The following is a 26,969-nucleotide window of genomic DNA, read 5'->3' as shown; positions in this document are numbered from 1 at the left end:
ACCTCCAAGGCGCCTTCGCGCCGTCGCGGTCCTGCGAGCCCGGACCAAGTAGCAAGTATGGCTGTCTGATTCCGGGGGCAGTGACAGGAACACGACCTGGCCCCCGAGACTAGCCTGCTGAAGCGCATGATCGCCCAGGCCCGCGGCCACGACCGCGCCACCCGGCCGCGCGGGGCATACCCGTTGTTCTCCTCGTGCTTCCACGGCTCCTGCACACCCTTCGGAGGTGTCCACGGCGGTCTTATGAGCCTACGCCACCGCGTTCAACAGGTTGGCCAGTACGTCGGGCCGTTCCAGGGCGATGAAGTGGCCGGCCTTCGGCACCTGGACGAAGTCGGCGGCGGGCAGCAGTTTCTTGTTGGCCTGCCGGTCCGAGGGTCGCGACCAGTCCTTCTCGCCGTAGACGAGGTGGACGGGGGCCTTGACCTCGGGGTAGCGCGACCGGGCGGCGATGAGACTGGGCAGGGCCTGGTAGACGCCCCGGGCGACCCTCGGGTAGCCGGAGCGCTGGCCCACCTGGAGAAGCTCGTCCACGTAGTCCTCACGCAGAGCGCTCTTGTCGCCGAGGCCGCCCTGCAGGATCTTGCTGAGGGCTGGCTTGGGCTCCACCCCGGCGATCACCGGGCCCACCCCAGGCGTGAGGACACCGCTGACCACGACACGGGCGAGAAGGCTGGAGCGGGCGATCCCGCCGCGGAAGTCGTAGGTGTTGACAGCGACGACGCGTCGGACGCGCTCAGGGAGATCGGCCGCGGTGGTGAGGGCGAGCACCGCCCCCATGGACTCTCCGAGCAACGTCACATCGTGGAGGTCGAGCTCGGTGAGAAGGCGCTCGACGCCCTCGCGCATGGCCGGCTCGTCGTACGACGCGCCGGGCACGATCTCGGAGTAGCCCATCCCCGGCAGATCGAGGGCATACACGGTGTACCGGTCCGCGATCAACGGGATGAGGAGCCGGAAGTGCTCGGCCTGGGTGCGCACGGTGTGCAGCAGGACCAGAGGCGCCCCGTTGCCCGCCTTGAGGTAGCGCAGCGTTCCCTCGCGGCTGTGTCCTGCGCGCGGGGCGATGGTGTGGCTGGTGGTTCCCGGGATGTGGATCGTGGAACGTGGTTCTCGACTGGACATCTGTCTGTGTCTCCCGGGCCTCTAACCTGATGTGGAAACCGATCGGTTTCTATCACGGTAGACCGAGTGGTCTCCACATGCAAGCTCGGGAGGGGGTGGTCGCGCCTGGTCTCGCGGGCCGGCCGACTCGGACTTGCATATGGGAAACCGGTCGGTTTACGGTGATGAGACTGATCGGTGTCTCGCGATGCACGTGGGCGAACTCAGGACCTGAGTCAGGAGGAGTACGGATGACTGCCGCGCGCGACGCTGAGGGGCAACCGTCGAGCCCCACGGTTCCGGCGAAGCTGACCGCCCACCCGTCGGCACAGGCCGTACTCGCGCGGCGCGGAGCCCGTGAGGCGGTGCGCCCGCCGGCGACGATGTCCTCGGCCCGCACCTGGACGACCGCAAGTCGTTCACGGACACCGTGCTGCGACCAATCCAGGACAAGAAGGAAACGCTCCTCGTGCTGCCGGGCTCCCGGGCGCAGGATTACGACCAACGCCGTTTCCCCCACAAGCCCGTCAAGGAAGTCGCCGGCGGCTGGCAGCCCTCGGCGGAGCGTCCCCCATCCACCGAGCGAGAGCAACCTACGACATGAGTGACATTCACCCCTTCCGCGTCCTGCGCGCCAAACCTCTGTGGGTGGCCAACGGGCTCATCACCGGCGTACTCGCGCTCCTGTTTGCCGTGTTCTACGTCGGCGCCAACATCGATCCGGTCGATCACATGACCAAGCTGCCCGTCGGCCTGGTCAACGCCGACAAGGGAGCGGCCGTCGGCGGCAAGCAGGTCGACCTGGGCGCCCAGATCACTGAGTCGATCAAGAGGTCCACCGCGAGCGGGGACAAGATCGACTGGCAGGTGATGAGCGAGAAGGAGATGAAGGAGAAGCTTGGTAAAGGCAAGCTGTACGGCGCGCTCGTCGTCCCCGCCGACTTCACCTCCTCCGTCACCGCGCTGACCGACGCGACGATCAGCGGGACCCCGGCCCGCCCTGCCCTGACGGTGCTCACCAATCAGTCCGCCGGGAGCCTCGGCTCCGGCCTGGCCCGGACGGCGACGATGCAGGCGGCCGAGAACGCCTCGCTCCAGGTGGGCAAGGAACTGACCGCGCAGACGGGCGCCCAGCAGGAGAAGCTGCCCGCCGCGGCACGCGTCCTGCTTGCCGACCCGGCCGCCGTCACGGTCGAGGACGGCCATCCGCTCGACTCGCACAGCGGCCTGGGCCTGACGGCGTTCTACTACGCGCTCACCCTGGTGGTCGTCGGCATGCTCTCCGCCAACGTCATCAGCGGCCAGGTCGACCACGCCCTCGGCTACACCCACAACGACATGGGCCCGCGGCGTCTGCACCGCCCGCTGATCCGGGCGACCCGGGTGCAGACCTTCGCCATCAGCAGCACCTTCATGGTGGGACTGTCCCTGCTGATGGGCACCCTGGTCATGGCGGGCGCGGTCGGCATCATGGGCATGGACGCCGCTCACCTGTCGCTGCTGTGGCTTTACTCGGTGTGCGCCATCGCGGTCTCCGGGATCGGTGCGCTCGCCCTTCTCGCTGTCCTCGGCACACCCGGCATGCTGGTGGTCACGCTGGTCTTCATCGGGGTGGCGGTGCCGACGTCCGGGGCCACCACCCCCATCGAGGCGTTGCCCGGCTTCTACCGCTTCCTCGCGGAGTTCGAGCCGCTGCGGCAGATCACCAGTGGTATTCGCTCGATCCTCTACTACGACGCCCAGGGCGACGCGGGGCTGACCCGGGGATGGGTCATGATGGCAGCCGGGCTCGTGGCAGCAGCACTGTTCGGCTTCGGGGTACTGGGGTGGTACGACCGCAAGGGGCTGCACCGCATCCCGGTGGAGACGACGCCCGAGAAGACGGCGGTTCCGGCCTAGCGTGGGCCACCAGCACAGCCGTCGCCGCCCTATCGCCTGCTCGTCCCGGCGATGCTCTCCTCGGCCCGGATCTCGGCCGACATCGCGGTCGCGGCGGCCAGGGAGCTGTCCGCCGCCGGCTGGCGTACGCCGCAACGGCTGCTCGAGTCGACCAGGCGGCAGCGCGTGGATGCTCTCGGTCGGGCGCACTACCGCCGCTACGAGCAGGCGCGTGACCTCGGCCTTCCCGGCGACCCTGACGAGCTCGCCGCGCTGGTCCCCGGCGGGCGGTGCGCCCCGCTCGCGGCAGCGCTCACCCGGGCTCGCCATGGGCTTCCCGGACTCGAGGAGAGGTGAGGCACTCCCGCCTGGCCGGGGTGTTCCCGCTTAGGATCACCGCATGGTTCGCGGGGAGTCGAAGAATGCGCCGAGCATGGCGGACGTGGCAGCCAGGGCAGGGGTGTCGCACCAGACCGTGTCCCGGGTGGTGAACGGCTCCGACGCCGTGCGCGGTGAGACCCGCGACAGGGTGCTGGCGGCGATCGACGAGCTGGGCTATCGGCGCAACAAGTCCGCGCGGGCGCTGGTGACGCGGCGGTCCGGACGACTGGGGCTGCTCTACACCCAGCCGCACCTCTACGGGCCGGGCACGCTGGCCGCATCGGTCCACCAGGCCGGCCAGAAGGCCGGCTACGACGTCATCCTGAGCCCGGTGCCGCACCTGGAGGCGGCCTCGGCGGAGCGGGCGATCGAAGCGCTCCTCGACGACGCGGTCGAGGCCGTCCTCATCGGCGTCTCGCACCAGTCGTTCGAGGACCTGGTCGCCCAGCTCGCATCCACGGTCGAGGTCGTGATGATCCACAGCGACCCGCTGCCGGGGGTGCGTTCGGTGGGGATCGACCAGCATGCCGGGGCCGTGCTGGCCACGCAGTACCTGCTGGACCTCGGCCACCGCACCATCGCCCACGTGGCCGGTCCGGTCGGCTGGATCGACGCCCGCCAGCGTCGGGAGGGGTGGCTGGCCGCGCTCCGGGACAGCGACGTGCCACCGGGACCCGAGATCCTGGGCGACTGGTCGAGCCGGAGTGGCTACGAGGCCGGTGCCGTGATCGCCCGGGACCCGTCGGTCACCGCGGTCTTCGCTGCCAACGACTCGATGGCGCTCGGTGTGATCCGGGCGCTCCACGAGGCCGGTCGCCGGGTACCTCAGGACGTGAGCGTCATCGGCTTCGACGACGTCCCCGACGCTGCGTACCTCTGGCCGCCGCTGACCACGGTCCGGCAGGACTTCGCCTCGCTCGGTGAGCTCGCCGTCGAGGTGGCCACCAAGGCCATCGCCGACGGGGCCGTCGAGACGCCCGCGCTGCTGGCGCCGGAGCTCGTGGTGCGGGCCTCCGCTGCCCACAGGCCCAACTGACGGCCGAGGCGTCACCCAGGTCGGTGGGGGGGGGGGGGGCCCCCCGGGGGGGGGGGGGGGGGGGGGGGGGGGGGGGGGCGCCGGGCGGGGGGGGGGGGGGGGGGGGGGGGGGCCGGCGGCGGGGGGGGGGGGGGGCGCGGGGGGGCCCCCCCCCCCGGGCGCCGGCGGGCCGCCGCCCCCCCCCCCGCCCCGGCCCCCCCCCCCCCCCCCCCCCCCCCCCCCCGCCCCCCCCCCCCCCCCCCCGGCGGGGCTCGCTAGACGGTCGTCGGGCTCGTCGGCGTCACGAGGGTCCGCAGAACCTTGCGCCGGTGGTGGACCGCCTCGGCGCTGAAGATGACCAGGGCGACCCACACGATCGCGAAGCCGGCCCAGCGGCCGGGCGGCATCGCCTCATGGGCGATGAAGACGCCGACGGCGAACTGCAGGATGGGCGCGAGGTACTGCAGCAGCCCGATCGTCACCATCGGCACCCGGATCGCGGCCGCCCCGAAGCAGGCCAACGGCACCACCGTGATGATGCCGAGGCTGATCAGCAGCAGTACGTGGAGGGCACCGTGCCCGACGAGCGTGCCGCTTCCGTTGGCCTGGAGAGCGATGATGAGGGCCAGCGCGAACGGCGCCGTCACGGCGGTCTCGACGGCCAGCGACTCGAACGGACCGACCCCGGCGCTCTTCTTCAGCAGTCCGTAGGTGCCGAACGAGAACGCCAGCACCAGCGCGACCCAGGGCAGCCGCCCGTAGTCGATCGTGAGCACGATGACCGCCACGAACGCGATACCCAGCGCCACCCACTGCAGCTTCCGCATCCGCTCGCGCAGGATGATCACGCCCATCAACATCGTGACCAGCGGGTTGGTGAAGTAGCCCAGGCTCGTCTCCACGATCCGGCCGTTGTTGACCCCCCAGATGTACGTCACCCAGTTGGTCGAGATCACCGCGGCAGCCGCCGCCAGCAGCAGGAGCTTGCGCCGGTCGCGCAGGATCGCCGCCACCTGCGTGCGACGCCCGACGATCAGCACCAGCGCTCCGGCCACGACCAGCGACCACACGACCCGGTGTCCCAGGATCTCCCAGGCACCGGCCGGCTCCAAGAGCGGGAAGTAGAGCGGGAACGCGCCCCACATGACGTACGCCGCGGCGCCGAACATCACTCCACGCCGTTGCTCATTCACGTCGCCACGGTACTGCCATGACGCCGAGTCCCTTTATCGAATATCGCGCCCCGAACCTCCCCACCACCCGCCGAGACGTCAGGTAGGTCGGCCGAGTGGGCACACGCGTGCCCACTCGGCCGACCGCAGTGACTTCTCGGCCGACCTAGCCGACGCTTCGGCAGGGTCGAGGATCAGACGGAGCGGACGGCGACGATGTCGGCGAAGGCCTCGAGGGCCTTGCGGACGGGGCCCTCGGGGAGCGGGGCGAGGGCGGCCTTGGCCTCCTCGGCGCGGGCCTGGACGTAGGCACGGGCCTCGGCCAGGGCCGGGTGAGCGCGGAGCAGGGCGACGCACTCGGCCAGGGCCGCGTCGTCGGTGAGATCGCTGTCGAGCAGCTCCAGCAGGCGGGCGTCGCCGGGCTCGTTGGAGCGGCGGGCGAACAGCACCGGGAGGGTCGGGACACCTTCACGCAGGTCGGTGCCCGGGGTCTTGCCGGACTCGTCCGAGGCGATGTCGAGGATGTCGTCGGAGAGCTGGAAGGCGACGCCGACGATGTCGCCGTAGGCGATCAGCGCCTCCTGGATCGACTTGTCGGCACCGGCGAAGAGCGCGCCGTAGAGCGCCGAGGTGGCGATCAGGACGCCGGTCTTCCCGGCCAGCACCTCGAGGTGGTGGTCGACGGGGTCGACACCCTCGGGAGGCGCGACGCCCTCGAGGATCTGGCCCTCGACGAGCTTGGCGAAGGTGGCCGCCTGGATGCGTACGGCCTCGGGGCCGAGCTGGGCGGTCAGCTCCGAGGAGCGGGCGAAGAGGAAGTCGCCGGTCAGGATCGCGACGTGGTTGTCGAAGCGGGCGTTGGCGGAGTCCTCACCACGGCGTACGAGCGCCTCGTCCATGACGTCGTCGTGGTAGAGCGAGGCCAGGTGGGTCAGCTCGACGACGCAGGCGGCGGTGATGACATCGTCGGAGAGCGTGTCGGGGCCACACTCGGCGGCCAGCAGCACCAGCAACGGCCGGAACCGTTTCCCGCCGGCCTGCATCAGGTGGGTGGCCGCCTCCGTGACGAACGGGGACCGGCTCCGGGTGTAGCCGGCCAGCCGTTCCTCCACATCGACCAACCGAGCACGCAGCCGCTGCTCGAGCTCGGGATCGGTGATCGGGAGGGCGAGTTCAGGGGCTCGGTCGGTGGGTGCGCTTGTGCTCACCCGATGAATCCTCCCGCATCCATCAACAGGCTGAGCACAGGGCCCGGAATTACACCCAACAAGACGGTGGCGAGAGCGCTCAGCGAGATCACCACGGTGGTGGCGTACGACGGCGTGGAGACCGTCGCGACGTCGTCTCGTGCGTCGGTGAAGAACATCAGCATGATCACGCGTACGTAGAAGAAGACCGCGATGATGCTGGAGCCGATCGCGACCGCGACCACGGGCCACTGACCGGCGCCCAGCGCGGCAGCGAAGACGCCCCACTTGCCGATGAACCCGGCGGTCAGCGGCAGCCCGGCCATCGAGAGCAGGAAGACGGCGAAGGTCGCCGCGACCCACGGGTTGCTCCGGCCCAGGCCGGCCCAGCGGTCGAGCGAGCCGACCTCGCCGTTGGGCCCTCGGACCAGGGAGACGATCGCGAAGGCGCCGAGCGTGGCGAAGCCGTAGGCGGTCAGGTAGAAGAGCACCGCCTGGGTCGAGCCGAAGGCGTCGGTCTGCACCCCGAGGAGACCGGTCAGCAGGAAACCGGTGTGGGCGACCGCGGAGTAGCCGAGCATCCGCTTCACGTCGGTCTGGACGATGGCGAAGGAGGCCCCGAGGAGCATGGTGAGGACAGCCACGACGCCGATGGCCGGGCGCCAGATGTCGCCCTCGGCGCCGAAGGCGACGTAGAAGAGCCGGAGCATCGCGGCGAACGCGGCGATCTTGGTGGCCGCGCTCATCCACGCGGTGACCGGCGTCGGGGCGCCCTGGTAGACGTCGGGGATCCAGGAGTGGAACGGCACCGCGCCGGTCTTGAAGAGCAGCCCGACGGCCATCAGGCCGATGCCGAGCAGCAGCAGCGGGCTGGAGCCGTCCTCGGCCGCCACCTCGCCGATGTCCGCCAGGGACATCGACCCGGCGAAGCCGTAGACCAGCGCGAGGCCGTAGAGGAAGATCCCGGAGGAGAACGCGCCGAGCAGGAAGTACTTGAGCGCGGCCTCCTGGGAGAGGAGGCGGCGACGCCGCGCGAGCCCGGTCAGCAGGTAGAGCGGCAGCGAGAGCACCTCGAGGGCCACGAAGAGCATCAGCAGGTCGCCGGAGATGCAGAAGAGCATCATCCCGCCGACCGCGAACATCATCAGCGGGTAGACCTCGGTGTGCTCCAGACCGCGCTGGGAGGCGGCGCGCTCGGCCGAGGTGCCGGGCAGGGCCGCGGCCTGGCCGGCGAAGGCGCTCACGCCGTTGTCGAGGCGGCGCTCGGCGAAGAGCGCGACGCCGCCGAGCGAGACCAGCAGCACCAGTCCCTGGGAGAAGACCCCGGGACCGTCGATGATGAGGGCGCCCTCACCCGTCGACGCACCCAGCGCCGATCCGGCGCCGACGGCGACCGTCCCGCCCAGCGCGGCGACCAGTCCGGCCAGCGCCAGCGACACCTGGGCGTTGAACCGCGCGGCGCGGGGCGCGAACGCCTCCACGACGACACCGGCACACGCGACGCCCAGCACCAGCAGGACGGGCCAGAGGGTGGCGTACGAAATTCCGGGAGACTCGAACATCGCCTCACTCACCTGCCTGGATGACGTCAACAAGAGGAGCCACGACCGGCGACGCCGCCGAGATCAGCGGACCCGGGACGAAGCCGAAGAAGAGGAGTCCGACCAGCAACGGCACGAGTACGCCGACCTCCCGCCGATCGAGGTCGGAGACGGGTCTCCGGGAGAGCTGCGCGGGCCCGGTGAAGATCCGCTGGTAGGCCCACAGGACATAGATCGCGGCCAGCACGATCGCGGTCACCGCGATGACGCCGACCAGCCAGTGGTAGTCGAACGCGCTGATCAGGACCATGATCTCGGAGACGAACTGGGACAGCCCCGGGAGACCGGCGGTGGCCAGACCGGCGACCAGGAACGTGCCGGCGAGCACCGGGGTCGCCTTCTCCAACCCCCGCATCGACGAGATCGAGGCGGTGCCCTTGCGGGTGATCAGGAACCCGGCGATCAGGAACATCGCCGCGGTCGCGACCCCGTGGTTGACCATGTAGAGGATCGCGCCGACCAGGCCTTCGCGGGTCGCCGCGAAGATGCCGAGCGTGATCAGCCCGAAGTGCGAGAGCGAGGTCAGACCGATCAGGCGGAGCAGGTCGTCCTGCCCGATCGCGAGCACCGCGCCGTAGACGATCGAGATCAGCGCCAGCACCACGACGACGGGTGTCGCCCACGCGGAGGCCTCCGGCACCAGACCCAGGCAGAGCCGGATCATCCCGAAGGTGCCGATCTTGTCGAGGATGCACACCAGGAGCACCGACGTCGGCGGGGTGGCCTGCTCGGTCGTGTCCGCCAGCCAGGTGTGCACCGGGAACAGCGGCGCCTTGACCGCGAACGCGATGAACATCGCCACGAAGATCCAGCGCTCGGCGGTGGTGCCGATGTCGAGCTGGGCGAGGTCGCTGATCAGGTAGGACGGCGAGCCGGCCTCCGAGGAGACCACGAAGAAGCCGATCAGCGCACCGAGCAGCACCAGGCCGCCGCCGAGCTGGAACATCAGGAACTTGAGCGCAGCCCTGGCCCGCTGGGGACCACCGTGCTGGCCGATCATGAAGTACGCCGGGATCAGCGTCGCCTCGAAGGCGATGTAGAAGAGGAAGAGATCGCCGGCAGTGAAGGTGAGCAGCGCGAAGGCCTCCAGGGCCAGCGCCCAGGCGTACCACCGCTTGTCGTGGTCCTTGACCGCCGCCACCATCACCAGCGGGACCAGGACGACGGTCAGCATCACCATCAGCTTGCCGAAGCCGTCCATCTCCAGCGCCCAGTGGACGCCGAGCGGCTCGATCCAGACGAGATCGGTGTCGGGGGCCGTGAACATCGTGACGAGGCCGGCGATCAGGGTGGCGAGCGCAAAGCCGAAGGCCCACGCCTTGGGCCGAGCCGGCATCACCGCGGTGATCAGCGCACCCGCGAACGGGATGAGGACGAGGATTGTCAGCATCAGTTGACCACCAGGATCGCGAGGGTCACCAGCACCGTGCCGCCGAGGACGGAGAGGGCGTAGGAACGTACGTAGCCGGTCTGTGCCTTGCGGAGCTCACCGGCGATCGCCGCCAGGGCGATCGGGCCACCGCTCATCAGGCCGTCGACGGCGTACTTGTCGGTCGCGAGGGCACCGCGGGTGATCGCCATCCCGGGCGGCACCACGACGTCCTCGATGTGCGGGACGTGCAGGTAGGGAGTCGGCTCGGTCGTGGCCGGGCGGCGGCCGAAGACGAACCCGGCGGCCGCGACCCCGATCGCGACGACGAGCACCGCGAGCACGGAGGTCGCCCAGACCGGGAGCGGACCGTGGTGCTCGGCGTGGCCGATCGCAACCACCGGCTCGAGCCAGTGCTCGATCCAGCCGCCGAGGGTGAAGACGCCACCGAGGACCGACAGCGCGGCGAGGACGACGAGCGGGCCGGTCATGATCCGCGGCGACTCGTGCGGATGTACGCCCTCGGGCCAGCGCTTGCGGCCGAAGAAGGCGAGCATCATCAGGCGGGTCATGTAGAACGCGGTCACGCCGGCGGCCAGGAGGGCGATGATGCCGACCAGCCAGCTCTCGGCGAAGGCGACCTCGAGGATCTTGTCCTTGGACCAGAAGCCGGCGAAGCCGGGGAACCCGATGATCGCCAGGTAGCCCATCGCGAAGGTGAGGAACGTGACCGGGAGCGCCCGGCTCAGGGCGCCGTAGTGCTTGAGGTTCACGTCGTCGTTCATGCCGTGCATCAGGGACCCGGCGCCGAGGAACATGTTGGCCTTGAAGAAGCCGTGGGTGAGCAGGTGGAAGATCGCGAACGCGTAGCCCGGCCCGCCCAGCCCGGCGGCCAGCATCATGTAGCCGATCTGGCTCATCGTCGAACCGGCCAGGACCTTCTTGATGTCGTCCTTCACGCAGCTGATCGCGGCACCCCAGATGATGGTGACCAGGGCGACGACCACGACGGCGGTCGAGGCGGCCTCGGCGGCGTCGAAGATCGCGCTGCTGCGGACGATGAGGTAGACGCCCGCGGTCACCATCGTCGCCGCGTGGATCAGCGCCGAGACCGGGGTCGGGCCCTCCATCGCGTCCAGCAGCCAGCCCTGCAGCGGCACCTGGGCGGACTTTCCGCAGGCGCCGATCAGCAGCAGGATGCCGAGCCAGTTGAGGGTGGTCGTGGTCGTGTCGCCGATGTGGATCGCCGAGAACGACGTCGACCCGAAGGTGACGAAGCTCAGCGCGATGGCGAGGGAGAGACCCATGTCGCCGACCCGGTTCATCACGAACGCCTTCTTGGCGGCCGCGGCGGCCGACGGCTTGTGCTGCCAGAAGCCGATCAGCAGGTAGGACGCCAGACCGACACCCTCCCAGCCCAGGAAGAGACCGACGTAGTTCTCCGCCAGCACCAGCATCAGCATCGCGGCGAGGAACAGGTTGAGGTAGCCGAAGAACCGGGTGCGGCGCTCGTCGTGGGCCATGTAGCCCACGGAGTAGACGTGGATCAGCGTGCCGACGCCGGTGATGAGCAGCAGGAACAGGCCGGAGAGCTGGTCGTAGAGCAGGTCGAACCCGACCGAGAGGTCGCCGGTGTCGAACCAGGTGTAGAGGTGCTGGACGACCTGCCTGCTCTCCTCGTCGCGACCGAGGGCGGCGATGAAGAGGGCGAGCGACAGCGCGAAGGACGCACCGGCGAGCACGACGGCGAGCCAGTGCCCGACCCGGTCGAAGAGTGCCGGCGCCAGCGGCCGCCCGATCAGGATCAGGGCGGCGCCGGCCAGAGGCAGCGCGATGACCAGCCAGATCAGCGAGAAGACGCCGCTGGCCTCAACAGGATTCACCACTTGAGCATCCTTGGCTCGTCGACCGAAGCCGTGTTTCTGGTGCGGAAGATGGTCATGATGATCGCCAGCCCGACGACCACTTCAGCGGCCGCGACGACCATCACGAAGAACGCGGTCACCTGCCCGTCGAGGTTGCCGTGCATCCGGCTGAACGCCACCAGGGCCAGGTTGGCCGCGTTGAGCATGAGCTCGACGCACATGAAGACGACGATCGCGTTTCGCCTGGTCAGCACCCCGATCGTGCCGATCGTGAAGAGGATGGCGGACAAGATGACGTACGCCGTGGTGTTGTCTGTCATGCCACCGCCTCCGTAGCGCAAGCGCCATCGTACGAACGCGGCGGCATGTTGAACCTTTGACTCGCTCGCTGACGCTCGCTCATTCGCCCTGCCCCTCGTCACCCGTTCCGTTGGAGCCCCCGCCGGCGAGGATCGCCGGGACCGACCTCGTGCTCTGCGACCCGTCCGGCAGCAGGGCCGGGGTGTCGTTGCTGTTGTGCCGCGCGAAGGTGCCCGGTGGGGGCAGCGGACCGAGGTGCTTGCCGCTCTTGGCGTAGTCGACAACCCGCTTCTGGGCCAGATCGGTCTGGCTCTGCTTCGGGTCGATCCGCTCGCGGTGGGCCAGCACCATCGCGCCGATCGCGGCGGTGATCAGCAGCGCGCTGGTCGCCTCGAAGGCGATCACGTAGCGCGAGAAGAGCAGGTCGGCGAGGCGTTGTACGTTGCCGCCCTCGTTCGCGCTGGCCAGCCCGCGCATCGTGGCGATGCTCGCCTGGCCGACGCCCGCGATCAGGATCGCGCCCAGCCCGACCCCGAGGATGACGGCGAGCACCTTCTGCCCCGCGATCGTCTCCTTGAGCCTGTCGGAGGTGTCGACACCGACCAGCATGATCACGAACAGGAACAGCATCAGGATCGCGCCGGTGTAGACCACGATCTGCACCGCGAACAGGAACGGCGCCTCCAGCGTCGCGTAGATCATCGCGAGCCCGACCATGACGACCGCCAGCGACAGCGCGGCGTGCACCGGCTTGCGCGCGAACAGCAGCCCCAGCGCCGCGACCACCATGATCGAGGCGAGGATCACGAAGCTCATCGGGCCGACTCCTTCGGCTCCGGTGCGTAGTAGGAGGTGTCGTCGTTGCCGAGGAACATCGGGTGGGGAGGCGCCTCCATCCCGTCCTCGAGCGGCGCGAGCAGATCCTGCTTCTCGTAGATCAGGCTCTCGCGCGAGGTGTCGGCGAGCTCGTACTCGTTGGTCATCGTCAGCGCCCGCGTCGGGCAGGCCTCGATGCACAGCCCGCACAGGATGCAGCGCAGGTAGTTGATCTGGTAGACGCGACCGTAGCGCTCCCCGGGGGAGTAGCGCTCCTCCTCGGTGTTCTCCGCGCCCTCGACGTAGATGGCATCGGCCGGGCAGGCCCAGGCGCACAGCTCGCACCCGACGCACTTCTCCAGGCCGTCGGGGTGCCGGTTGAGCTGGTGGCGGCCGTGGAACCGCTCCTCGGTCGGCTCCTTCTGCTGCGGGTACTGCTCGGTGACCGGCTTCTTGAACTGCGTCCCGAACGTCACCGCGAACCCGCTGACCGGGTCCCAGAAACGCTCCTTGAACGTGCGGTCGTCCTTGCTCACTTTGCCTCCTCAGGAGAGGGAAGAATGCGTACGCCGTTGGCGCCCGGCGGCGGGCCGAAGACCAGCGGCTGTGCGGCGCCTCGCACGGCGCCGCCCTGCGGCAGCGCCGGCGTCGGGAAGCCGCCGGTCGGGGTGCTGACCTGAGCCTCCTTCTCCGGGAGCCGGTTGAGGAAGCCGAGCACGACGATCGCCGTGACGGCCAGGCCGAAGCCGAAGAGGATCCAGTTGGGACTGAAGCCGCCCTCGATCGCGGCCATCTTGATCACCGCGACGACGACGATCCAGGCGAGGCTCGCCGGCAGCAGGACCTTCCAGCCGAGCGACATGAACTGGTCGTAGCGCAGCCGCGGCAGCGTGCCGCGCAGCCAGATGAAGACCCAGATGAAGAAGAACATCTTCAGGAAGAACCAGAGCACCGGCCAGTAGCCCTCGTTGGCGCCGGCCCAGAGCGTGCCGAGTCCGAGAGGGGCTCGCCAGCCACCGAGGAAGAGCGTCGTGGCGAGCGCGCTGACGGTGGCCATGTTGATGTATTCGGCCAGGAAGAAGAGCGCGAACTTCAGGCTGGAGTATTCGGTGTGGAAACCACCGACCAGCTCACCCTCGGCCTCGGGAAGGTCGAACGGGGCGCGGTTGGTCTCGCCGACCATCGAGATGCAGTAGATCAGGAAGGACGGCAGCAGCAGGGCGCCGAACCACCAGTCCTCCTGGGCCGCGACGATCTGGCTCGTGGACAGGCTGCCGGCCATCAGGAAGACGGTGACGAGCGCCAGCCCCATCGAGACCTCGTAGGAGATCATCTGGGCGCTGCTCCGCAGTCCCCCGAGGAGGCTGTAGGTCGACCCCGAGGCCCAGCCGCCCAACACGATCCCGTAGATGCCGATGCTGGCGATCGCCATCACGAACAGCACCGCGACCGGCATGTCGGTCAGCTGCAGCGGCGTCTGCACGCCGAAGAGGTTGACCTCCGGGCCGAACGGGATCACCGAGAACGTCACGAACGCCGGCACCGTGGCCAGGATCGGCGCGGTGATGAAGACGATCTTGTCGGCCTTCTCCGGGGTCAGGTCCTCCTTGAGCGCCAGCTTCACGCCGTCGGCCAGGGACTGGAGCAGACCGAACGGTCCGTGCCGGTTGGGCCCGATGCGGTGCTGCATCCGGGCCACGACCTTGCGCTCCCACCAGATGTTGAACAGCGTCAGCACGACGCAGACGACGAAGACCAGCAGGACCTTGATCGCGATGATCCACCAGGGGTCCTGGCCGAACTGCTCCAGCCCGTTCACTGCTGTGCCCCCTCTATCGTCACCGTCGAACCCGGCGAGGCCAGGTCCGCCCAGACGCCGCGTCCGAAGCTGTTCGTCGGCACCCACACGGTGTTGTCAGCCAGCTCCGCCGGGAGCGCCGGGAGCGCCGGGAGCGTCCAGCTCCCTCGGTCCCCGGTGATCGTCACGACGTCACCGACCTTCTCGTGGAGCTCGGCAGGAATGCGTACGAACGCCGGCCGCGCCGTCGCCGCCAACGCCTTATCGCCACCCTGCAGCGTCCCGAGGTCAAGCATGAGCCGCCAGGTCGAGACCCTGTACGCCGAGGAGTCAGAATCTGCGCCCGAGAGGTCAGTTCTCGACGCCGAGAGGTCGATTTTCGACGCCGAAGGGTCGGTTTCTGATGCGTCAGAAACCGACTCCTCGCGGTCAGAAACTGACTCCTCGGCGTCAGATTCTGACTCCTCGGCGAGGAGCTTCAGGAGGTGGGCGTCAGAGTAGGCCGCAGGCTTGTCGAAGACCTTCACGAAGGGGCGGCGGCGGCCTTCCCAGGTCACGAAGGTGCCAGACTTCTCCGACGCAGTGGCGACGGGGAGGACGACGTCGGCTCGCTCGGTGACGGCGGTCGTACGCTGCTCGAGGCTGACCACGAACGGCGCAGCGTCCAGTGCGGCGATGAAGGCGTCCGGGTCGGCGGTGTCGTCCGGGTCGACGCCGGCGATGAGGAGAGCGTCCAGCCCTCCCGCGATGCTCTGCCGAATCATGGCATCGGCGTCGAGGCCGCCTTCGCCGGGCAGCAGGTCGGCCTCGACCGCGCCCCGGTCGCCGGCGCGGCGCGGCACCCAGGCGAGCCTGGCGCCGGTGCGGTCGGCGAGCTCGGCGGCGGCGGAGTAGGCGCCGGGGCTGGTCGCCAGTCGCTCGCCGACCAGGATCACCGAAGCCTCCGTGACCCCGCTGACCTGCGACAACGCGTCCTTCTCGGCGCCGGGAGCGGTCAGGACGACCTCGGCGCCGAGCTTGCGGGAGCCCTCCGAGGCGTACGGGCTGAGGGTGGTGATCCGCAAACCGCTGCGGTTGGCCTTGCGCAGCCGCAGGAAGAGGGTGCCGGCCTCGTCCTCGGGCTCGAGACCGGCCAGGACGACATGGTCGGCGGCGTCGAGGTCGGCGTAGGTGACGCTCGTCCCCGCGACGCGCGAGCGCAGGAAGCCGGTCTCCTCCGCCGACAGCGGACGTGAGCGGAAGTCGATGTGGGGCGTGCGAAGGGTGTCGCGGGCGAAGGTGGCGTACGCCTTCGCATCCTCCAGCGTCAGGCGGCCACCCGGCAGCACACCCACCGAGCCGGCCGCGGCCAGTCCCTGGGCGGCGAGGGCGACGGCCTCGAGCCACGACGCCGGCCGGAGCTCGCCGTCCTCACGGATCATCGGCGAGGTGAGCCGGTCGCGGACGGCGTAGCGGAAGCCGAAGCGGTCCTTGTCGGAGATCCACTCCTCGTTGACCTCCGGGTCGTTGCCCGCGAGGCGGCGCATGACCTTGCCGCGACGGTGGTCGATCCGGATCGCGGCGCCGCAGGCGTCGTGCTCGGCGACGCCCGGGGTCGAGACCAGATCGAACGGGCGGGCCCGGAACCGGTAGTCGTCGCTGGTCAGCGCGCCGACGGGGCAGATCTGGATGACGTTGCCGGAGAAGTAGGACGAGAACGGCTTGTCCTCGGCGATGCCGATCTGCTGCTGCGCGCCACGCTGGACCAGCGCGATCCCCGGGTCGCCCGGGATCTCGGCGGCGAAGCGGGTGCAGCGCTGACAGACGATGCACCGCTCACGGTCGAGCAGGACGTTGGGCGAGAGGTTGATGGGCTTCGGGAACGTACGCTTCGTCCCCTCGAACCGGGTCTCACCCTGCCCGTGGGACATCGCCTGGTTCTGCAGCGGGCACTCGCCGCCCTTGTCGCACACCGGGCAGTCCAACGGGTGGTTGACCAGCAGGAACTCCATGATCCCCTGCTGCGCCTTCACGGCCGTGGAGTTCTGCGTCTCCACCACCATGCCCTCGGCGACCGGGATCGTGCAGGAGGCCTGCGGCTTCGGGAAACCGCGGCCGTTGCCGGCGTCGGGGATGTCGACCAGGCACTGACGGCAGGCGCCGACCGGGGCCAGCAGCGGGTGGTCGCAGAACCGCGGGATCTCGATCCCGGCCTCCTCGGCGGCCCGGATCACCAGCGTGCCCTCGGGCACAGTCACATCGGCGCCGTCGATCTTGAGCGTCACATCCGTCACTGCACTGCCTCCGCTCGGTGGCCGGTCCGCCCGTGTAACACGTCGTTCGTGGGACTATCCGGTCGTTCTGATAGGGCGAGTAGTCCTACGAACAGCGTGTTACAGCTCGAGCCGCTCATCGCGAGGCCTCCGCCCATGCAGTCGACCTGGCCGGATCGAACGGGCAGCCGCCCTGCTCGAGGTGGGCCAGGTATTCGTCTCGGAAGTACTGGATCGAGCTCGTGATCGGGCTCGTCGCACCATCACCCAGCGCGCAGAACGAGCGGCCGAGGATGTTGTCGCACTGATCGAGCAGCAGGTCGAGGTCCTCGGGCGAACCCTGGCCCTTCTCCAACCGCTCCAGCACCTGCACGAGCCACCAGGTGCCTTCGCGGCACGGGGTGCACTTCCCGCAGGACTCGTGCTTGTAGAACTCCGTCCACCGCAGCACCGCCCGCACCACGCACACGGAGTCGTCGAAGATCTGCAGCGCGCGGGTGCCGAGCATCGAACCGGCCGCCGCCACGCCTTCGAAGTCGAGCGTCACGTCCAGGTGCTCCTGGGTGAACAGCGGGGTCGAGGAGCCGCCCGGGGTCCAGAACTTCAGCTCGTGCCCCTCACGAATCCCACCGGCCAGCTCAATCAGCTTGCGCAGCGTGATGCCGAGCGGCGCCTCGTACTGCCCCGGCTTCTTGACGTGGCCGGAGAGCGAGAAGATGCCGACGCCGGCCGACTTCTCGGTGCCCATCCCGGCGAACCAGTCGGCACCGTTCTTCACGATCGCCGGCACCGAGGCGATCGACTCGGCGTTGTTGATCACGGTCGGGCTGGCGTAGAGACCGGCGACGGCCGGGAACGGCGGGCGCAGGCGGGGCTGTCCGCGGCGGCCCTCGAGCGAGTCGAGGAGCGCGGTCTCCTCACCACAGATGTAGGCCCCGGCGCCCGCGTGCACGACCAGCTCGAGGTCGTAGCCGGAGCCGTGGATGTTCGTGCCGAGGTGACCGGCCTCGTAGGCCTCCCGCACCGCGGCGCGCAGCCGGCGGATCACGTGCAGCACCTCGCCGCGTACGTAGATGAAGGCCCGCTCCGCGCGGATCGCGTAGGAGGAGATGATCACGCCCTCGACGAGGGTGTGCGGGCTCGCCATCATCAAGGGGATGTCCTTGCAGGTGCCCGGCTCGGACTCGTCCGCGTTGACCACCAGGTAGCGCGGCTTGGGGTTCGCGGGGTCGGGCGGAGGCAGGAAGCCCCACTTGACCCCGGTCGGGAAGCCTGCCCCACCGCGGCCGCGAAGCCCGGAGTCCTTGACCATCGTCTGTACGTCCTCGGGCGCCATTCCGAGAGCGACGTCGAGCGCGTCGTAGCCGCCGGTGGCGGAGTAGGCCGGCAGTGTCCAGGCCCGCTCGTCTCCCCAGTTGGCGGTCAGCACCGGGGTCAGGGTGTCGGTCATGCCTCCGGCGCCTTCCAGTCGTTGTCCTTGGCCAGCTTCAACCCGGCCTGAGATGCCTCGCCGGAGGTCGGGCCCTCGTCCACCAGCCCGTCCTCGAAGCCGGCGAGAACCCGCTCGGCCTCGCGCCAGGTCGTGATCCGCGCGCCGCGGGAGGCCACGACCTCGCGGCCCTCGCGCAGGTCCTCGACCAGTTTGGAAGCCGACTCGGGAGTCTGGTTGTCGAAGAACTCCCAGTTGACCATCACCACGGGCGCGTAGTCGCAGGCCGCGTTGCACTCGATGTGCTCGAGCGTGATGCTGCCGTCGGCCGTGGTCTCGTCGTTGCCGACCTCGAGCTTCTCGCGCAGGCAGGCGAAGATCTCGTCGCCGCCCATCACCGCGCACAGCGTGTTGGTGCAGACCCCGACATGATGACGACCGACGGGATGACGCTTGTACATCGTGTAGAACGTCGCCACCCCGCTCACCTCGGCGGGTGTCAGTCCCAGGACCGAGGCGCAGGCCTGGATCCCTTCGGGCGTGACCCGGCCCTCGACCGACTGCACCAGATGGAGCATCGGCAGCAGCCCCGAGCGGGCCTGGGGGTAGCGAGCCGCGATCTCGCGCAGCTCATCGAATGTCTCCGGAGCCAAGCTCATCGGTCGACGCCTCCCATCACCGGGTCGATGGACGCGATCGCCACGATCACGTCGGCCACCATGCCGCCCTCGGACATCACGCTGGTGGCCTGCAGGTTGGTGAACGACGGGTCCCGGAAGTGGACCCGGTAGGGCTTGGTGCCGCCGTCGCTGACCACGTGGGCGCCGAGCTCTCCGCGCGGCGACTCGATCGCGGCGTACGCCTGGCCTGCCGGCACCCGGAAACCCTCGGTGACCAGCTTGAAGTGGTGGATCAGCGCCTCCATCGACTCGCCCATGATGTGGCGGATGTGGTCGAGGGAGTTGCCCTGGCCGTCGGGGCCGACGGAGAGCTGCGAGGGCCAGGCGATCTTCTTGTCGGCCACCATGACCGGCGCACCCTCGAGGTCCGCGAGCCGCTTGAGCGCCTGCTCCATGATCCGCAGCGACTCCCACATCTCGGCCAGCCGCACCCGGAACCGCCCGTAGGAGTCGCAGGTGTCCCAGGTGATGACCTCGAAGTCGTAGTCCTCGTAGCCGCAGTAGGGCTGGGTCTTGCGCAGGTCCCACGGATAGCCCGTGCTCCGCAGGATCGGGCCGGTCAGCCCGAGCGCGAGGCAGCCCTCCAGGTCGAGGTAGCCGACCTGCTCCAGCCGACCCTTGAAGATCGGGTTGGCGTTGCAGAGCGCGGCGTACTCGTGCAGCCGCTTCTTCATCAGCTCGATGAACTCGGTGACTCGCGCCACGGTGCCCTCCGGCACGTCCTGCGCGACGCCGCCCGGACGGATGTAGGCGTGGTTCATCCGCAGCCCGGTGATGAACTCGAACAGGTCCAGGCACAGCTCGCGCTCGCGGAACCCGATCGTCATCACGGTCAGCGCGCCGATCTCCATGCCACCGGTGGCGATCGCCACCAGGTGGGAGGAGATCCGGTTGAGCTCCATCAGCATGACCCGGATGACGTCGGCCTTCTCCGGCACCTCGGCGCCGATGCCGAGCAGCTTCTCCACCCCGAGGACGTACGCCGTCTCGTTGAAGATCGGGGACAGGTAGTCCATCCGGGTCACGAAGGTCGTGCCCTGGGTCCAGGAGCGGAACTCCATGTTCTTCTCGATGCCCGTGTGGAGGTAGCCGATCCCGGCCCGCGCCTCGGTGACGGTCTCGCCCTCGAGCTCGAGGATCAGCCGGAGCACCCCGTGGGTCGAGGGGTGCTGCGGGCCCATGTTGACGACGATCCGCTCGTCCTTGACGTCCTTGAGGGCGTCGGTCAGCTCGTCCCAGTCCTGGCCGGTGACGGTGAACGTACGTCCCTCGTCTGCTGTCGCGGTCATGAGTAGCTCCTACGCGTGTCCGGCGGCGGGATCGTCGCGCCCTTGTATTCCACCGGGATCCCGCCCAGCGGGTAGTCCTTGCGCTGCGGGTGTCCGGGCCAGTCGTCGGGCATCAGGATCCGGGTCAGACCCGGGTGGCCGTCGAAGACGATCCCGAACATGTCGTAGGTCTCGCGCTCGTGCCAGTCGAGCGTCGGGTAGATCGCCACCCCGCTGGGCACGTGCGGGTCCTCGTCGGGCGCGGAGGTCTCGATCCGCACCCGGCGGTTGTACGTCATCGACAGCAGGTGGTAGACCGCGTGCAGCTCCTTGCCCTGGTCAGAGAGGTAGTGCACCCCGGAGACCCCCGAGCAGAGCTCGAAGCGCAGCTCGTCGCGGAGCACCTGCAGGGCCTCGAGCAGCCGCTCGCGGCGTACGTGGAAGGTCAGCTCTCCGCGGTGGATGACCGCCTCCGCCTCGGTGAAGGCGAGGGCGTCGGCGATCTCCTTGAACCAGCCGCCGTAGGGCTGCACCCCGACGTCGCTGGTGCGGCTCGGCATCGAGTGCCGGCGGGTGAGCCCGCCGTAGCCGCTGGTGTCGCCGGTGTCCGCCACCCCGAACATGCCACTCGGTTCGTTCTCGCTCACCGCAGCAGTCCCGTCTGGTCGATCAGCGGCAGCTGGCGCAGCGCCACTGTCTCGTTGTCGATGTCCTCACGCTCGGCGTTGACGCCCAGCGAGCCGTGCTGGATCTTGTCGTGGAGCTTGAGGATCGCGTCGATCAGCATCTCGGGCCGCGGCGGGCAGCCGGGGAGGTACATGTCGACGGGCACGATGTGGTCGACGCCCTGGACGATCGCGTAGTTGTTGAACATGCCGCCGCTGCTGGCGCAGACACCCATCGCGAGCACCCACTTCGGCTCGGGCATCTGGTCGTAGATCTGGCGCAGGACCGGCGCCATTTTCTGGCTCACCCGGCCCGCCACGATCATCAGATCGGCCTGCCGCGGGGAGGCCCGGAAGACCTCCATGCCATAACGGGCGAGGTCGTACTTCGGCCCACCGCTCGTCATCATCTCGATGGCGCAGCAGGCCAGCCCGAACGTCGCCGGCCACAGGCTCGCCTTGCGGAAGTAGCCCGCCAGGCCCTCGACGGTCGTGAGCAGAACCCCGCTCGGAAGCTTTTCTTCGAGACCCATGTCAGTCCCAGTCCAATCCACCGCGGCGCCACACATAGGCGTACGCGACAAAGACGGTCAGCAGGAACAGGCCCATCTCCGCGAGACCGAACCATCCCATCGAGTCGAACCTGACGGCCCACGGGTAGAGGAAGATGATCTCGATGTCGAAAACGATGAAGAGCATCGCGGTGATGTAGTACTTCACCGGGAAGCGACCGCCCAGCGCCTGCGGCGTGGCCTCGATCCCACACTCGTAGGGATCCGCCTTGGCCTGGTTGGCGCGACTCGGTCCCACGACCGAGCTCATCACCACCGACCCGACCGCGAAGAGCGTCGCCAGTCCCGCCAACGCGAGCACCGGCACGTAGAGCTCCATCTCGCCTCCTACCTTGAGCCGGCCCACCCCTGTTTGAGACTTTGTGAATAGAATCACAATGTGGGCCAACTCACATCCTGCCACTCCTGCGGCGGAATGCAAGTGGGTTGCTGAAATGGCGCGCGGGCACTTTCCCGCCCTGGCGGGAAACTGCCCGCGCATCCGGCGGCAAACGCTTGCACAACCACGCCATGGCGGGGTTGTGGCGGGTCAGACTTCGGTGCTGACCGCCGGCGTCGGAGTGTCGAGGAAGGCTCGGGGGATCACGACGATCCGCTTCTCGACATCGGTCAGCTGGGCGGGACTTCCGTCGGCGTTCGTCTGCATCACTTCGTACGTCACGGTGTGCTTGGTCATCCGGCGCTGTTTCAGCCACCCGTGGTGCCAGGCAACACTTCCCCACGGTCCCTGGATCTCGAGCCACTCACCGACGGCGCCGGTAACGGGCGCGCCGACCGGATACATCCCCGACATCCGGCCCTCGCCGGAAAGCAGCCAGATGAGTGGGTTGAACAGGATCACCACGACTAGGAAGGCCGCCATCCTGTAGGAGCCACCGGCCAGATGGATCGCGATGTTGAGGGCGATGGCAACCGGGACCACCCACGCCACGATGCCGAACGGTGCCGTGATGCCGAACTGCGTCCACAGCCATGCCCGGATGAGCCGCCACCTCAGGGCACGGTCGACGACGGTCGGCTCCCCGGCCAGCGGAACCTCCGCGGGCTCCCGGCCTGCTCTCTGTGCCAGTTCGTGTCTGATTTCCGGCCCGATGAGCTGGGCCGGGAAGTCGACCGACCGCGCCAGCTCATCCGGCCCGGTCGGTAGATACGCCGGTACGGCCAATGTCTTAAGGCCCTCCTGCCGACACTGCACAAGCACCGGCCCCGCCTCGACCTGCGTCAGCCGCGACCACGGGTAGAAGGTGAGTCGGCTAGGTGTGCGCACGCCCAATCCGCTCTCCGTCGTCCACGCGACGAGAGTGGCTCCGACAGGAAGTTCGCGCTTCACGCGGCGAGGGACTGTCCACAGCGGCAGCGGCAGCATGACCGCCGTGCAGGCGACTCCCAAGGTCAAGATCATCACCAGATCGACGGCATCGTTGAGCGGATCAAGCCCCAGATCACGCACCCCGAACCAGGCGGAGCCGGTCATCAACGCTGGCAGAACCAGCCCCAGGACCCAGTAGGACCAGCTTCGCAGCCGCAATCTCACCATGGCCCACTTGAGCCGACGCTGATCATCGAGCGTCACGGTCCAGACGGTCACCGAGCCCGGCACCACATCCGCATCCACGAGCGGCCCTCCTCAGCGTCCCCGCAGTCCGAAGTCGCCGCAGCGTACTGGATACCCCGGCCGGAATATGGGGAAACCGGGACCCGGTCATCGTCAGTCGGGATCGGGGCGGATCCAGCCCTTCGCGAGGCCGGCGCGGACGATGGCGTCGGTGGCTTCGCCGAGAGTGGTGCTCGCGGCGACGACGCCGGCCTCCCGGGCGCGGACGCGGGACTCGGTGGCCCCGGGCATGCTCCACGTGCCGCCGCGGTTGAGCCAGTTGAGCAGCATCGGCTCGAGGCGGTCCATGGCCTTGCAGAAGCGCGCCTCGGGCGTCTGAGCGGCCTCGAACTCGTCCCACAGCGCCCGGATCTCCCCCGCCTGATCCGGCGGCAGCATCGTGAAGAGCCGCTCGGCGGCAGCGATCTCGCGCTCGACCTGGTCGACGACCGCGGCAGGGTCGAAGACCGGGCTGTCGCCGGCGTAGATCTCGACCATGTCGTGGATGATCACGAGCTTGATGGCGTGCCCGACGTCGATCGGCTCGTCGGCGTACTCGGCGAGCAGCAGCACCATCAGCGCCAGGTGCCAGGAGTGCTCGGCGTCGTTCTCACGGCGGTCGGCCGCGGCCAGCGGCGAGGCGCGCAGGATCGTCTTGAGCCTGTCGGCCTCGGCGATGAACTCCAGCTGCTTCCGCAGCCTCCCGCCGATCTCGTCCGGGAGCGGGTTCAGGTCGGTGATCAGATCCTCGCGAGAGTCAGCCATGCCTCGACCCTCTCATCCGTCCGGACCCGAAGACAGGTCACCCCAGACGCGGTCACTGATCTGCAGACGCACCTTCCGCTGCCGCGAGCTGAGTGCCGGCCGGGCGGCACCCCAGGCGCCTCAAAACGTCGTCGGGAACCAACAGCGCCGGAATCGTCCCGCGAGCCATCGGCTCGACCTGGCCCGGATAGGTCAAGGCTGTTCGCCGGAGTCGGGAACCCTGCAGCGTTCGCCAGGGGAAGACCCTCTCGTCCCGCGCCGCCAGCACCCGGAGGCCTACGTCCTCGACCTGCAGCGTCGCATTGAAGCCGATAGGGAAGAGCGTGCGGACCTCGCGACGCGCCATCCACCAGGGCGCCCAGATGTTCAGGGCAAAGGCAACCGGGAGCAGAATGCTCGTCGGACGTACGCCATACCCGTCCAGGATCATCAAAGCGGTGATCACCGACTGCCCCGCCACCGCGGTGGCGAGGAGAACCTGGACGGCCAGCATCTTCGGCTCGAGGATCAGCGCCAACCAGGCGTCATGCGCGAGCCTGCGTTGAGAATCAGCCGTCACCACCCACGTGCGGGCCTGCGTGACTGCGGTGCCGCGCGGGAACCGATGCTGTGACCGCACCGGCGTCGTACCGGCAACCGGAAGCCCGAGGCGTACCAACACATCGTCTGCCATGAGGGCGCGGGGCACCCATACGCTCAGCTGCGGCATCAGCCCAGGGATGGAGTGATCAGCGCGCACGGCCAGCCGATCAGGAATGCCGAGCACACCGGCGTTGCTCCGAGCACCGTCGAGCTGGTCCCAGCGCCACGACGTCTCCCCGAGAGCGTTCGCGATTCGAAAGCCGCGGTCGTCCATCTCGGAGAAGACGACGAGGCCGACCGGATAGGCAGCGACGATCTGTTTGGCGATGATCGACCTGTGGGCGATCATCCACATGGCAGACACCAGGACAGCGATCACCCCGAGCGCCAGCAGCCCGATCCGGTCGAACCTGCCGATCGTTCCGGAATCGTCGCTCAGCACCCATGAGATGGCGAAGACCAGCCAGATCACGACGGCGATCAGCGCGTGACGTACGAGCGTTGCTCGTGTCCAGAGCGAGAGCCTTCTCGCCGCCTGGATGAGTTGCCGCTGCCCCTTTCGGGTCACGGTCCATGAATGCACCACGGACGGAGTGTGACCGAACCAGGGCCGGCGTACAGCGAAATCCGGAAACCCCGAGGGGTTTGTGGAGAAACTCGGTCAGCGAGCCGGGAGGGCCCGCTTGGAACGGCTCACGTACGCCGAGCCCTCCGGTCCCACGACGGCGTAGGAGTCACCCAGGCGGGAGTTGTACTCCAGGTGGGCGCGGCCCCAGAACATGCCGATCCGGATGCCGCCGTACATCCCGGGAGCGGTGAACCAGGCCTCGTCCGGGCCGCCCTCCTCGGAGATGAGCCGGACGTCGAAGGTACGCAGCTGGTAGTCGCCACGGAACTCGGCGGTCAGCTCGGCGAGGGTCGTGTTCACGTGATGGTTGACGCCCTCGAGGTTGTCACCGAGCGGGGTGCCGGGGCGGAAGTAGGGGTCGAGCATGTCGACCAGGTGCTCGTGACCGCGACGCTTGGCGAGCTGGTAGGGCGTCTCGCCGTGGGCGGTGGGCAGCGACCTGACCCCACCCAGCGAGAGCAGCTCCTGCACGGTCTCCCGCGGCGCACCGAGGTAGGCGGCGTGGTGGAGCGGCGTGAACATCGACTCGCCGCCGATCTTCCAGGTGTTGACGCCGACCGTGTAGTCGTTGCGCACCTGCGAGAGCGCGCGGCGCCAGTCGCCCTGTGCGGCCGCGTCGGTGAGCGAGTCCCTGGCCTTGACCGCGGCGGGGCCGTAGGCCTCGCGGGGCATCAAGATTCCGTCCCAAGGCAACGTGGAGGTCATGATTGAACTTTCGCAGAGATCAAGCCGTCGCGTGGTGGAGAGCGACGATTCCGCCGGACAGATTCGTCCAGGTCGGCGACTGCCAACCGGACGCGGAGAGCAGGTCTGCGAGACCTGCCTGGTCTGGCCAGGCCCGGATGGACTCGGCCAGGTAGACGTACGCATCGGGCGATGAGGAGACCGCGCGGGCGACCGGCGGCAGCGCCCTCATCAGGTATTCCACGTAGAGCGTCCGGAACGGCTTCCAGGTCGGGTGCGAGAACTCGCACACCACGATCCGGCCGCCAGGACGGGTGACCCGGCGCAGCTCACGCAGGCCGGCCGCCGGGTCGACGATGTTGCGCAGGCCGAACGAGATCGTCACCGCGTCGAAGGTCGAGTCGCGGTAGGGCAGCTTGGTGCCGTCACCGGCCGTGAACGGCAAGTGGGGCTTGGCCTGCTTGCCGACCTGGAGCATTCCGATCGAGAAGTCCGTCGGCACCACGGTGGCGCCCGCGTCCAAGAACGGCTGGGACGAGGTGCCGGTGCCGGCGGCGAGGTCGAGCACGAGCTCGCCTGGCAACGGGGCGACGGCCTTGATGACCTCGCGCCGCCAGCGCCGGTCCTGGCCGAGCGAGAGCACGTCGTTGGTGAGGTCGTAGCGCTTGGCCACGGCGTCGAACATCCGACGGACCTCGCCGGGCTGCTTGTCCAGATCTGCTCGGGTCACAGGCTGATTCTGTCTCGGGTCTCGGTCCGGACCGAACTCAGGCGAGCTTCTCGAAGATCTCGTCGGCGTACTTCGCCGCGTCCTTCTTCGTGGCCGCGGTCGCCTGGACGGTCAGGTCGTCGGACGCGTGCGAGCAGGTCGCCTGGGTCTGACCGGTCGACTGGTCGGCGCTGGAGTAGCAGACGTCGTCGCCGACCTTGGAGACCTCGCCACCGCCGTAGTAGGCGCTGCCGTCGCCGGCGAAGGCACGGATCATCACCGACTTCTTCATGTCCTTGGTGATGTAGGTGCGCGAGGTCATCGAGAACCCGAGCGCGTCGGACACGTTCCGGTCCTCGGTCTTAGCGCTGGTCGCGTTCTGCTTGATGAACGCGTCCAGCTGCTCCTCGGACGCGCCCTGCTTCTTGATCACGTCGAGGTCGTAGGAGGACTTCTTGTCCGCCGGCTTGTAGCCGCCGGACAGCGTCTCCGGGAGGGTGATCTTCACCCCCGAGTGGGACTCGGAGTCGCCAACCCACCGCGGCAGGCCCACGCCCAGCACGACGAAGAGGGCCAAGGCGATGATGCCGAGGGTGATGCCGTTCTCTGCGATGAACGACTGCTCTTTGTTGGTACTCACGCCAGGGCACGCTAC

26 protein-coding genes are annotated in these 26,969 nt (G+C 68.9%); 3 read left to right on the top strand and 23 right to left on the bottom strand.

Going from position 1 to position 26,969, the window contains the following annotated elements; translation table 11 throughout:
• Nucleotides 1-249 precede the first annotated feature (249 nt).
• Nucleotides 250-1,125 carry an alpha/beta fold hydrolase gene (locus ACIA03_RS14935; RefSeq protein WP_396983686.1) on the bottom strand — a complete coding sequence of 292 codons (876 nt, stop codon included), beginning with the start codon at nucleotides 1,123-1,125 and terminating at the stop codon, nucleotides 250-252.
• A 579-nt stretch (nucleotides 1,126-1,704) separates the two neighbouring features.
• On the opposite strand from ACIA03_RS14935, the gene ACIA03_RS14930 reads away from it, so the two are divergent.
• The 3 genes from ACIA03_RS14930 to ACIA03_RS14920 are packed head-to-tail and all read left to right on the top strand — an operon-like array spanning nucleotide 1,705 to nucleotide 4,399.
• On the top strand, nucleotides 1,705-3,003 hold the full coding sequence (locus tag ACIA03_RS14930; protein ID WP_396983684.1) for an SNG1 family protein: 1,299 nt from the start codon (nucleotides 1,705-1,707) through the stop codon (nucleotides 3,001-3,003).
• Between the two features lie 51 nt (nucleotides 3,004-3,054).
• Nucleotides 3,055-3,339 carry a hypothetical protein gene (locus ACIA03_RS14925; protein WP_396983682.1) on the top strand — a complete coding sequence of 95 codons (285 nt, stop codon included), beginning with the start codon at nucleotides 3,055-3,057 and terminating at the stop codon, nucleotides 3,337-3,339.
• A gap of 43 nt (nucleotides 3,340-3,382) precedes the next feature.
• Nucleotides 3,383-4,399 carry a LacI family DNA-binding transcriptional regulator gene (locus ACIA03_RS14920; RefSeq protein ID WP_396983680.1) on the top strand — a complete coding sequence of 339 codons (1,017 nt, stop codon included), beginning with the start codon at nucleotides 3,383-3,385 and terminating at the stop codon, nucleotides 4,397-4,399.
• A 254-nt stretch (nucleotides 4,400-4,653) separates the two neighbouring features.
• Here the strand turns inward: ACIA03_RS14920 and rarD are convergent, their stop codons facing one another.
• The 22 genes from rarD to ACIA03_RS14810 form a co-directional block, all read right to left on the bottom strand.
• The gene (gene rarD / locus ACIA03_RS14915) at nucleotides 4,654-5,571 is read right to left on the bottom strand and encodes an EamA family transporter RarD (RefSeq protein WP_396983678.1); all 918 of its coding nucleotides are present in this window, start codon (nucleotides 5,569-5,571) and stop codon (nucleotides 4,654-4,656) included.
• Nucleotides 5,572-5,744: 173 nt separating this feature from the next.
• Nucleotides 5,745-6,758, bottom strand: a complete 1,014-nt coding sequence (locus ACIA03_RS14910) for a polyprenyl synthetase family protein (protein WP_396983676.1) — start codon at nucleotides 6,756-6,758, stop codon at nucleotides 5,745-5,747.
• The gene (gene nuoN / locus ACIA03_RS14905) at nucleotides 6,755-8,299 is read right to left on the bottom strand and encodes an NADH-quinone oxidoreductase subunit NuoN (RefSeq protein ID WP_396983674.1); all 1,545 of its coding nucleotides are present in this window, start codon (nucleotides 8,297-8,299) and stop codon (nucleotides 6,755-6,757) included. The genes ACIA03_RS14910 and nuoN overlap by 4 nt, the downstream gene beginning before the upstream one ends.
• 4 nt (nucleotides 8,300-8,303) lie before the next feature.
• Nucleotides 8,304-9,728 (bottom strand): NuoM family protein, encoded by a 1,425-nt coding sequence (locus tag ACIA03_RS14900; RefSeq protein ID WP_396983671.1) that lies wholly within the window; start codon nucleotides 9,726-9,728, stop codon nucleotides 8,304-8,306.
• Nucleotides 9,728-11,593 carry an NADH-quinone oxidoreductase subunit L gene (nuoL, locus tag ACIA03_RS14895; RefSeq protein ID WP_396983669.1) on the bottom strand — a complete coding sequence of 622 codons (1,866 nt, stop codon included), beginning with the start codon at nucleotides 11,591-11,593 and terminating at the stop codon, nucleotides 9,728-9,730. Before nuoL ends, ACIA03_RS14900 begins: the two co-directional genes overlap by 1 nt.
• Nucleotides 11,587-11,892: an NADH-quinone oxidoreductase subunit NuoK gene (gene nuoK, locus ACIA03_RS14890; protein WP_008356449.1), complete on the bottom strand. Its 306-nt coding sequence runs from the start codon at nucleotides 11,890-11,892 to the stop codon at nucleotides 11,587-11,589. The genes nuoL and nuoK overlap by 7 nt, the downstream gene beginning before the upstream one ends.
• 79 nt (nucleotides 11,893-11,971) lie before the next feature.
• A complete protein-coding gene (locus tag ACIA03_RS14885) occupies nucleotides 11,972-12,688 on the bottom strand; it encodes an NADH-quinone oxidoreductase subunit J (RefSeq protein WP_396983667.1) in 717 nt (238 codons plus the stop codon).
• Nucleotides 12,685-13,224, bottom strand: coding sequence for an NADH-quinone oxidoreductase subunit NuoI (nuoI, locus tag ACIA03_RS14880; RefSeq protein ID WP_141791471.1), 540 nt, complete (start codon nucleotides 13,222-13,224; stop codon nucleotides 12,685-12,687). Before nuoI ends, ACIA03_RS14885 begins: the two co-directional genes overlap by 4 nt.
• Entirely contained in the window at nucleotides 13,221-14,507 is a 1,287-nt protein-coding gene (gene nuoH / locus ACIA03_RS14875) for an NADH-quinone oxidoreductase subunit NuoH (RefSeq protein ID WP_396983665.1), read from the bottom strand. Before nuoH ends, nuoI begins: the two co-directional genes overlap by 4 nt.
• Entirely contained in the window at nucleotides 14,504-16,750 is a 2,247-nt protein-coding gene (locus tag ACIA03_RS14870) for an NADH-quinone oxidoreductase subunit G (RefSeq protein ID WP_396983663.1), read from the bottom strand. Before ACIA03_RS14870 ends, nuoH begins: the two co-directional genes overlap by 4 nt.
• A 124-nt stretch (nucleotides 16,751-16,874) precedes the next feature.
• The gene (gene nuoF / locus ACIA03_RS14865; RefSeq protein ID WP_396983661.1) at nucleotides 16,875-18,188 is read right to left on the bottom strand and encodes an NADH-quinone oxidoreductase subunit NuoF; all 1,314 of its coding nucleotides are present in this window, start codon (nucleotides 18,186-18,188) and stop codon (nucleotides 16,875-16,877) included.
• Nucleotides 18,185-18,826 (bottom strand): NADH-quinone oxidoreductase subunit NuoE, encoded by a 642-nt coding sequence (gene nuoE / locus ACIA03_RS14860; RefSeq protein WP_396983659.1) that lies wholly within the window; start codon nucleotides 18,824-18,826, stop codon nucleotides 18,185-18,187. Before nuoE ends, nuoF begins: the two co-directional genes overlap by 4 nt.
• Nucleotides 18,823-20,136, bottom strand: coding sequence for an NADH-quinone oxidoreductase subunit D (locus tag ACIA03_RS14855; RefSeq protein ID WP_396983657.1), 1,314 nt, complete (start codon nucleotides 20,134-20,136; stop codon nucleotides 18,823-18,825). Before ACIA03_RS14855 ends, nuoE begins: the two co-directional genes overlap by 4 nt.
• Nucleotides 20,133-20,738, bottom strand: a complete 606-nt coding sequence (locus ACIA03_RS14850) for an NADH-quinone oxidoreductase subunit C (protein WP_396983880.1) — start codon at nucleotides 20,736-20,738, stop codon at nucleotides 20,133-20,135. The genes ACIA03_RS14855 and ACIA03_RS14850 overlap by 4 nt, the downstream gene beginning before the upstream one ends.
• Before the next feature lie 20 nt (nucleotides 20,739-20,758).
• Nucleotides 20,759-21,313, bottom strand: coding sequence for an NADH-quinone oxidoreductase subunit B family protein (locus ACIA03_RS14845; protein WP_141791464.1), 555 nt, complete (start codon nucleotides 21,311-21,313; stop codon nucleotides 20,759-20,761).
• Between the two features lies 1 nt (nucleotide 21,314).
• The gene (locus ACIA03_RS14840) at nucleotides 21,315-21,671 is read right to left on the bottom strand and encodes an NADH-quinone oxidoreductase subunit A (RefSeq protein ID WP_396983655.1); all 357 of its coding nucleotides are present in this window, start codon (nucleotides 21,669-21,671) and stop codon (nucleotides 21,315-21,317) included.
• 210 nt (nucleotides 21,672-21,881) lie between these two features.
• On the bottom strand, nucleotides 21,882-22,955 hold the full coding sequence (locus tag ACIA03_RS14835; RefSeq protein WP_396983653.1) for a hypothetical protein: 1,074 nt from the start codon (nucleotides 22,953-22,955) through the stop codon (nucleotides 21,882-21,884).
• Between the two features lie 105 nt (nucleotides 22,956-23,060).
• Nucleotides 23,061-23,711 carry an HD family hydrolase gene (locus ACIA03_RS14830; protein WP_396983651.1) on the bottom strand — a complete coding sequence of 217 codons (651 nt, stop codon included), beginning with the start codon at nucleotides 23,709-23,711 and terminating at the stop codon, nucleotides 23,061-23,063.
• A gap of 52 nt (nucleotides 23,712-23,763) precedes the next feature.
• Complete coding sequence (locus tag ACIA03_RS14825) at nucleotides 23,764-24,765, bottom strand: hypothetical protein (RefSeq protein WP_396983649.1); 1,002 nt, start codon at nucleotides 24,763-24,765, stop codon at nucleotides 23,764-23,766.
• Between the two features lie 189 nt (nucleotides 24,766-24,954).
• Nucleotides 24,955-25,626, bottom strand: coding sequence for an ankyrin repeat domain-containing protein (locus ACIA03_RS14820; protein ID WP_141791460.1), 672 nt, complete (start codon nucleotides 25,624-25,626; stop codon nucleotides 24,955-24,957).
• A 19-nt stretch (nucleotides 25,627-25,645) separates the two neighbouring features.
• Nucleotides 25,646-26,335, bottom strand: coding sequence for a demethylmenaquinone methyltransferase (locus ACIA03_RS14815; protein WP_396983646.1), 690 nt, complete (start codon nucleotides 26,333-26,335; stop codon nucleotides 25,646-25,648).
• Between the two features lie 37 nt (nucleotides 26,336-26,372).
• Nucleotides 26,373-26,954 (bottom strand): hypothetical protein, encoded by a 582-nt coding sequence (locus tag ACIA03_RS14810; protein ID WP_396983644.1) that lies wholly within the window; start codon nucleotides 26,952-26,954, stop codon nucleotides 26,373-26,375.
• Nucleotides 26,955-26,969 lie beyond the last annotated feature (15 nt).

The organism is Nocardioides sp. NPDC051685, from assembly GCF_044453405.1.
Lineage (GTDB): Bacteria > Actinomycetota > Actinomycetes > Propionibacteriales > Nocardioidaceae > Nocardioides.
The sequence above is the reverse complement of the archived record's forward strand: the minus strand, read 5'-3'. Positions and strand labels throughout refer to the sequence as shown.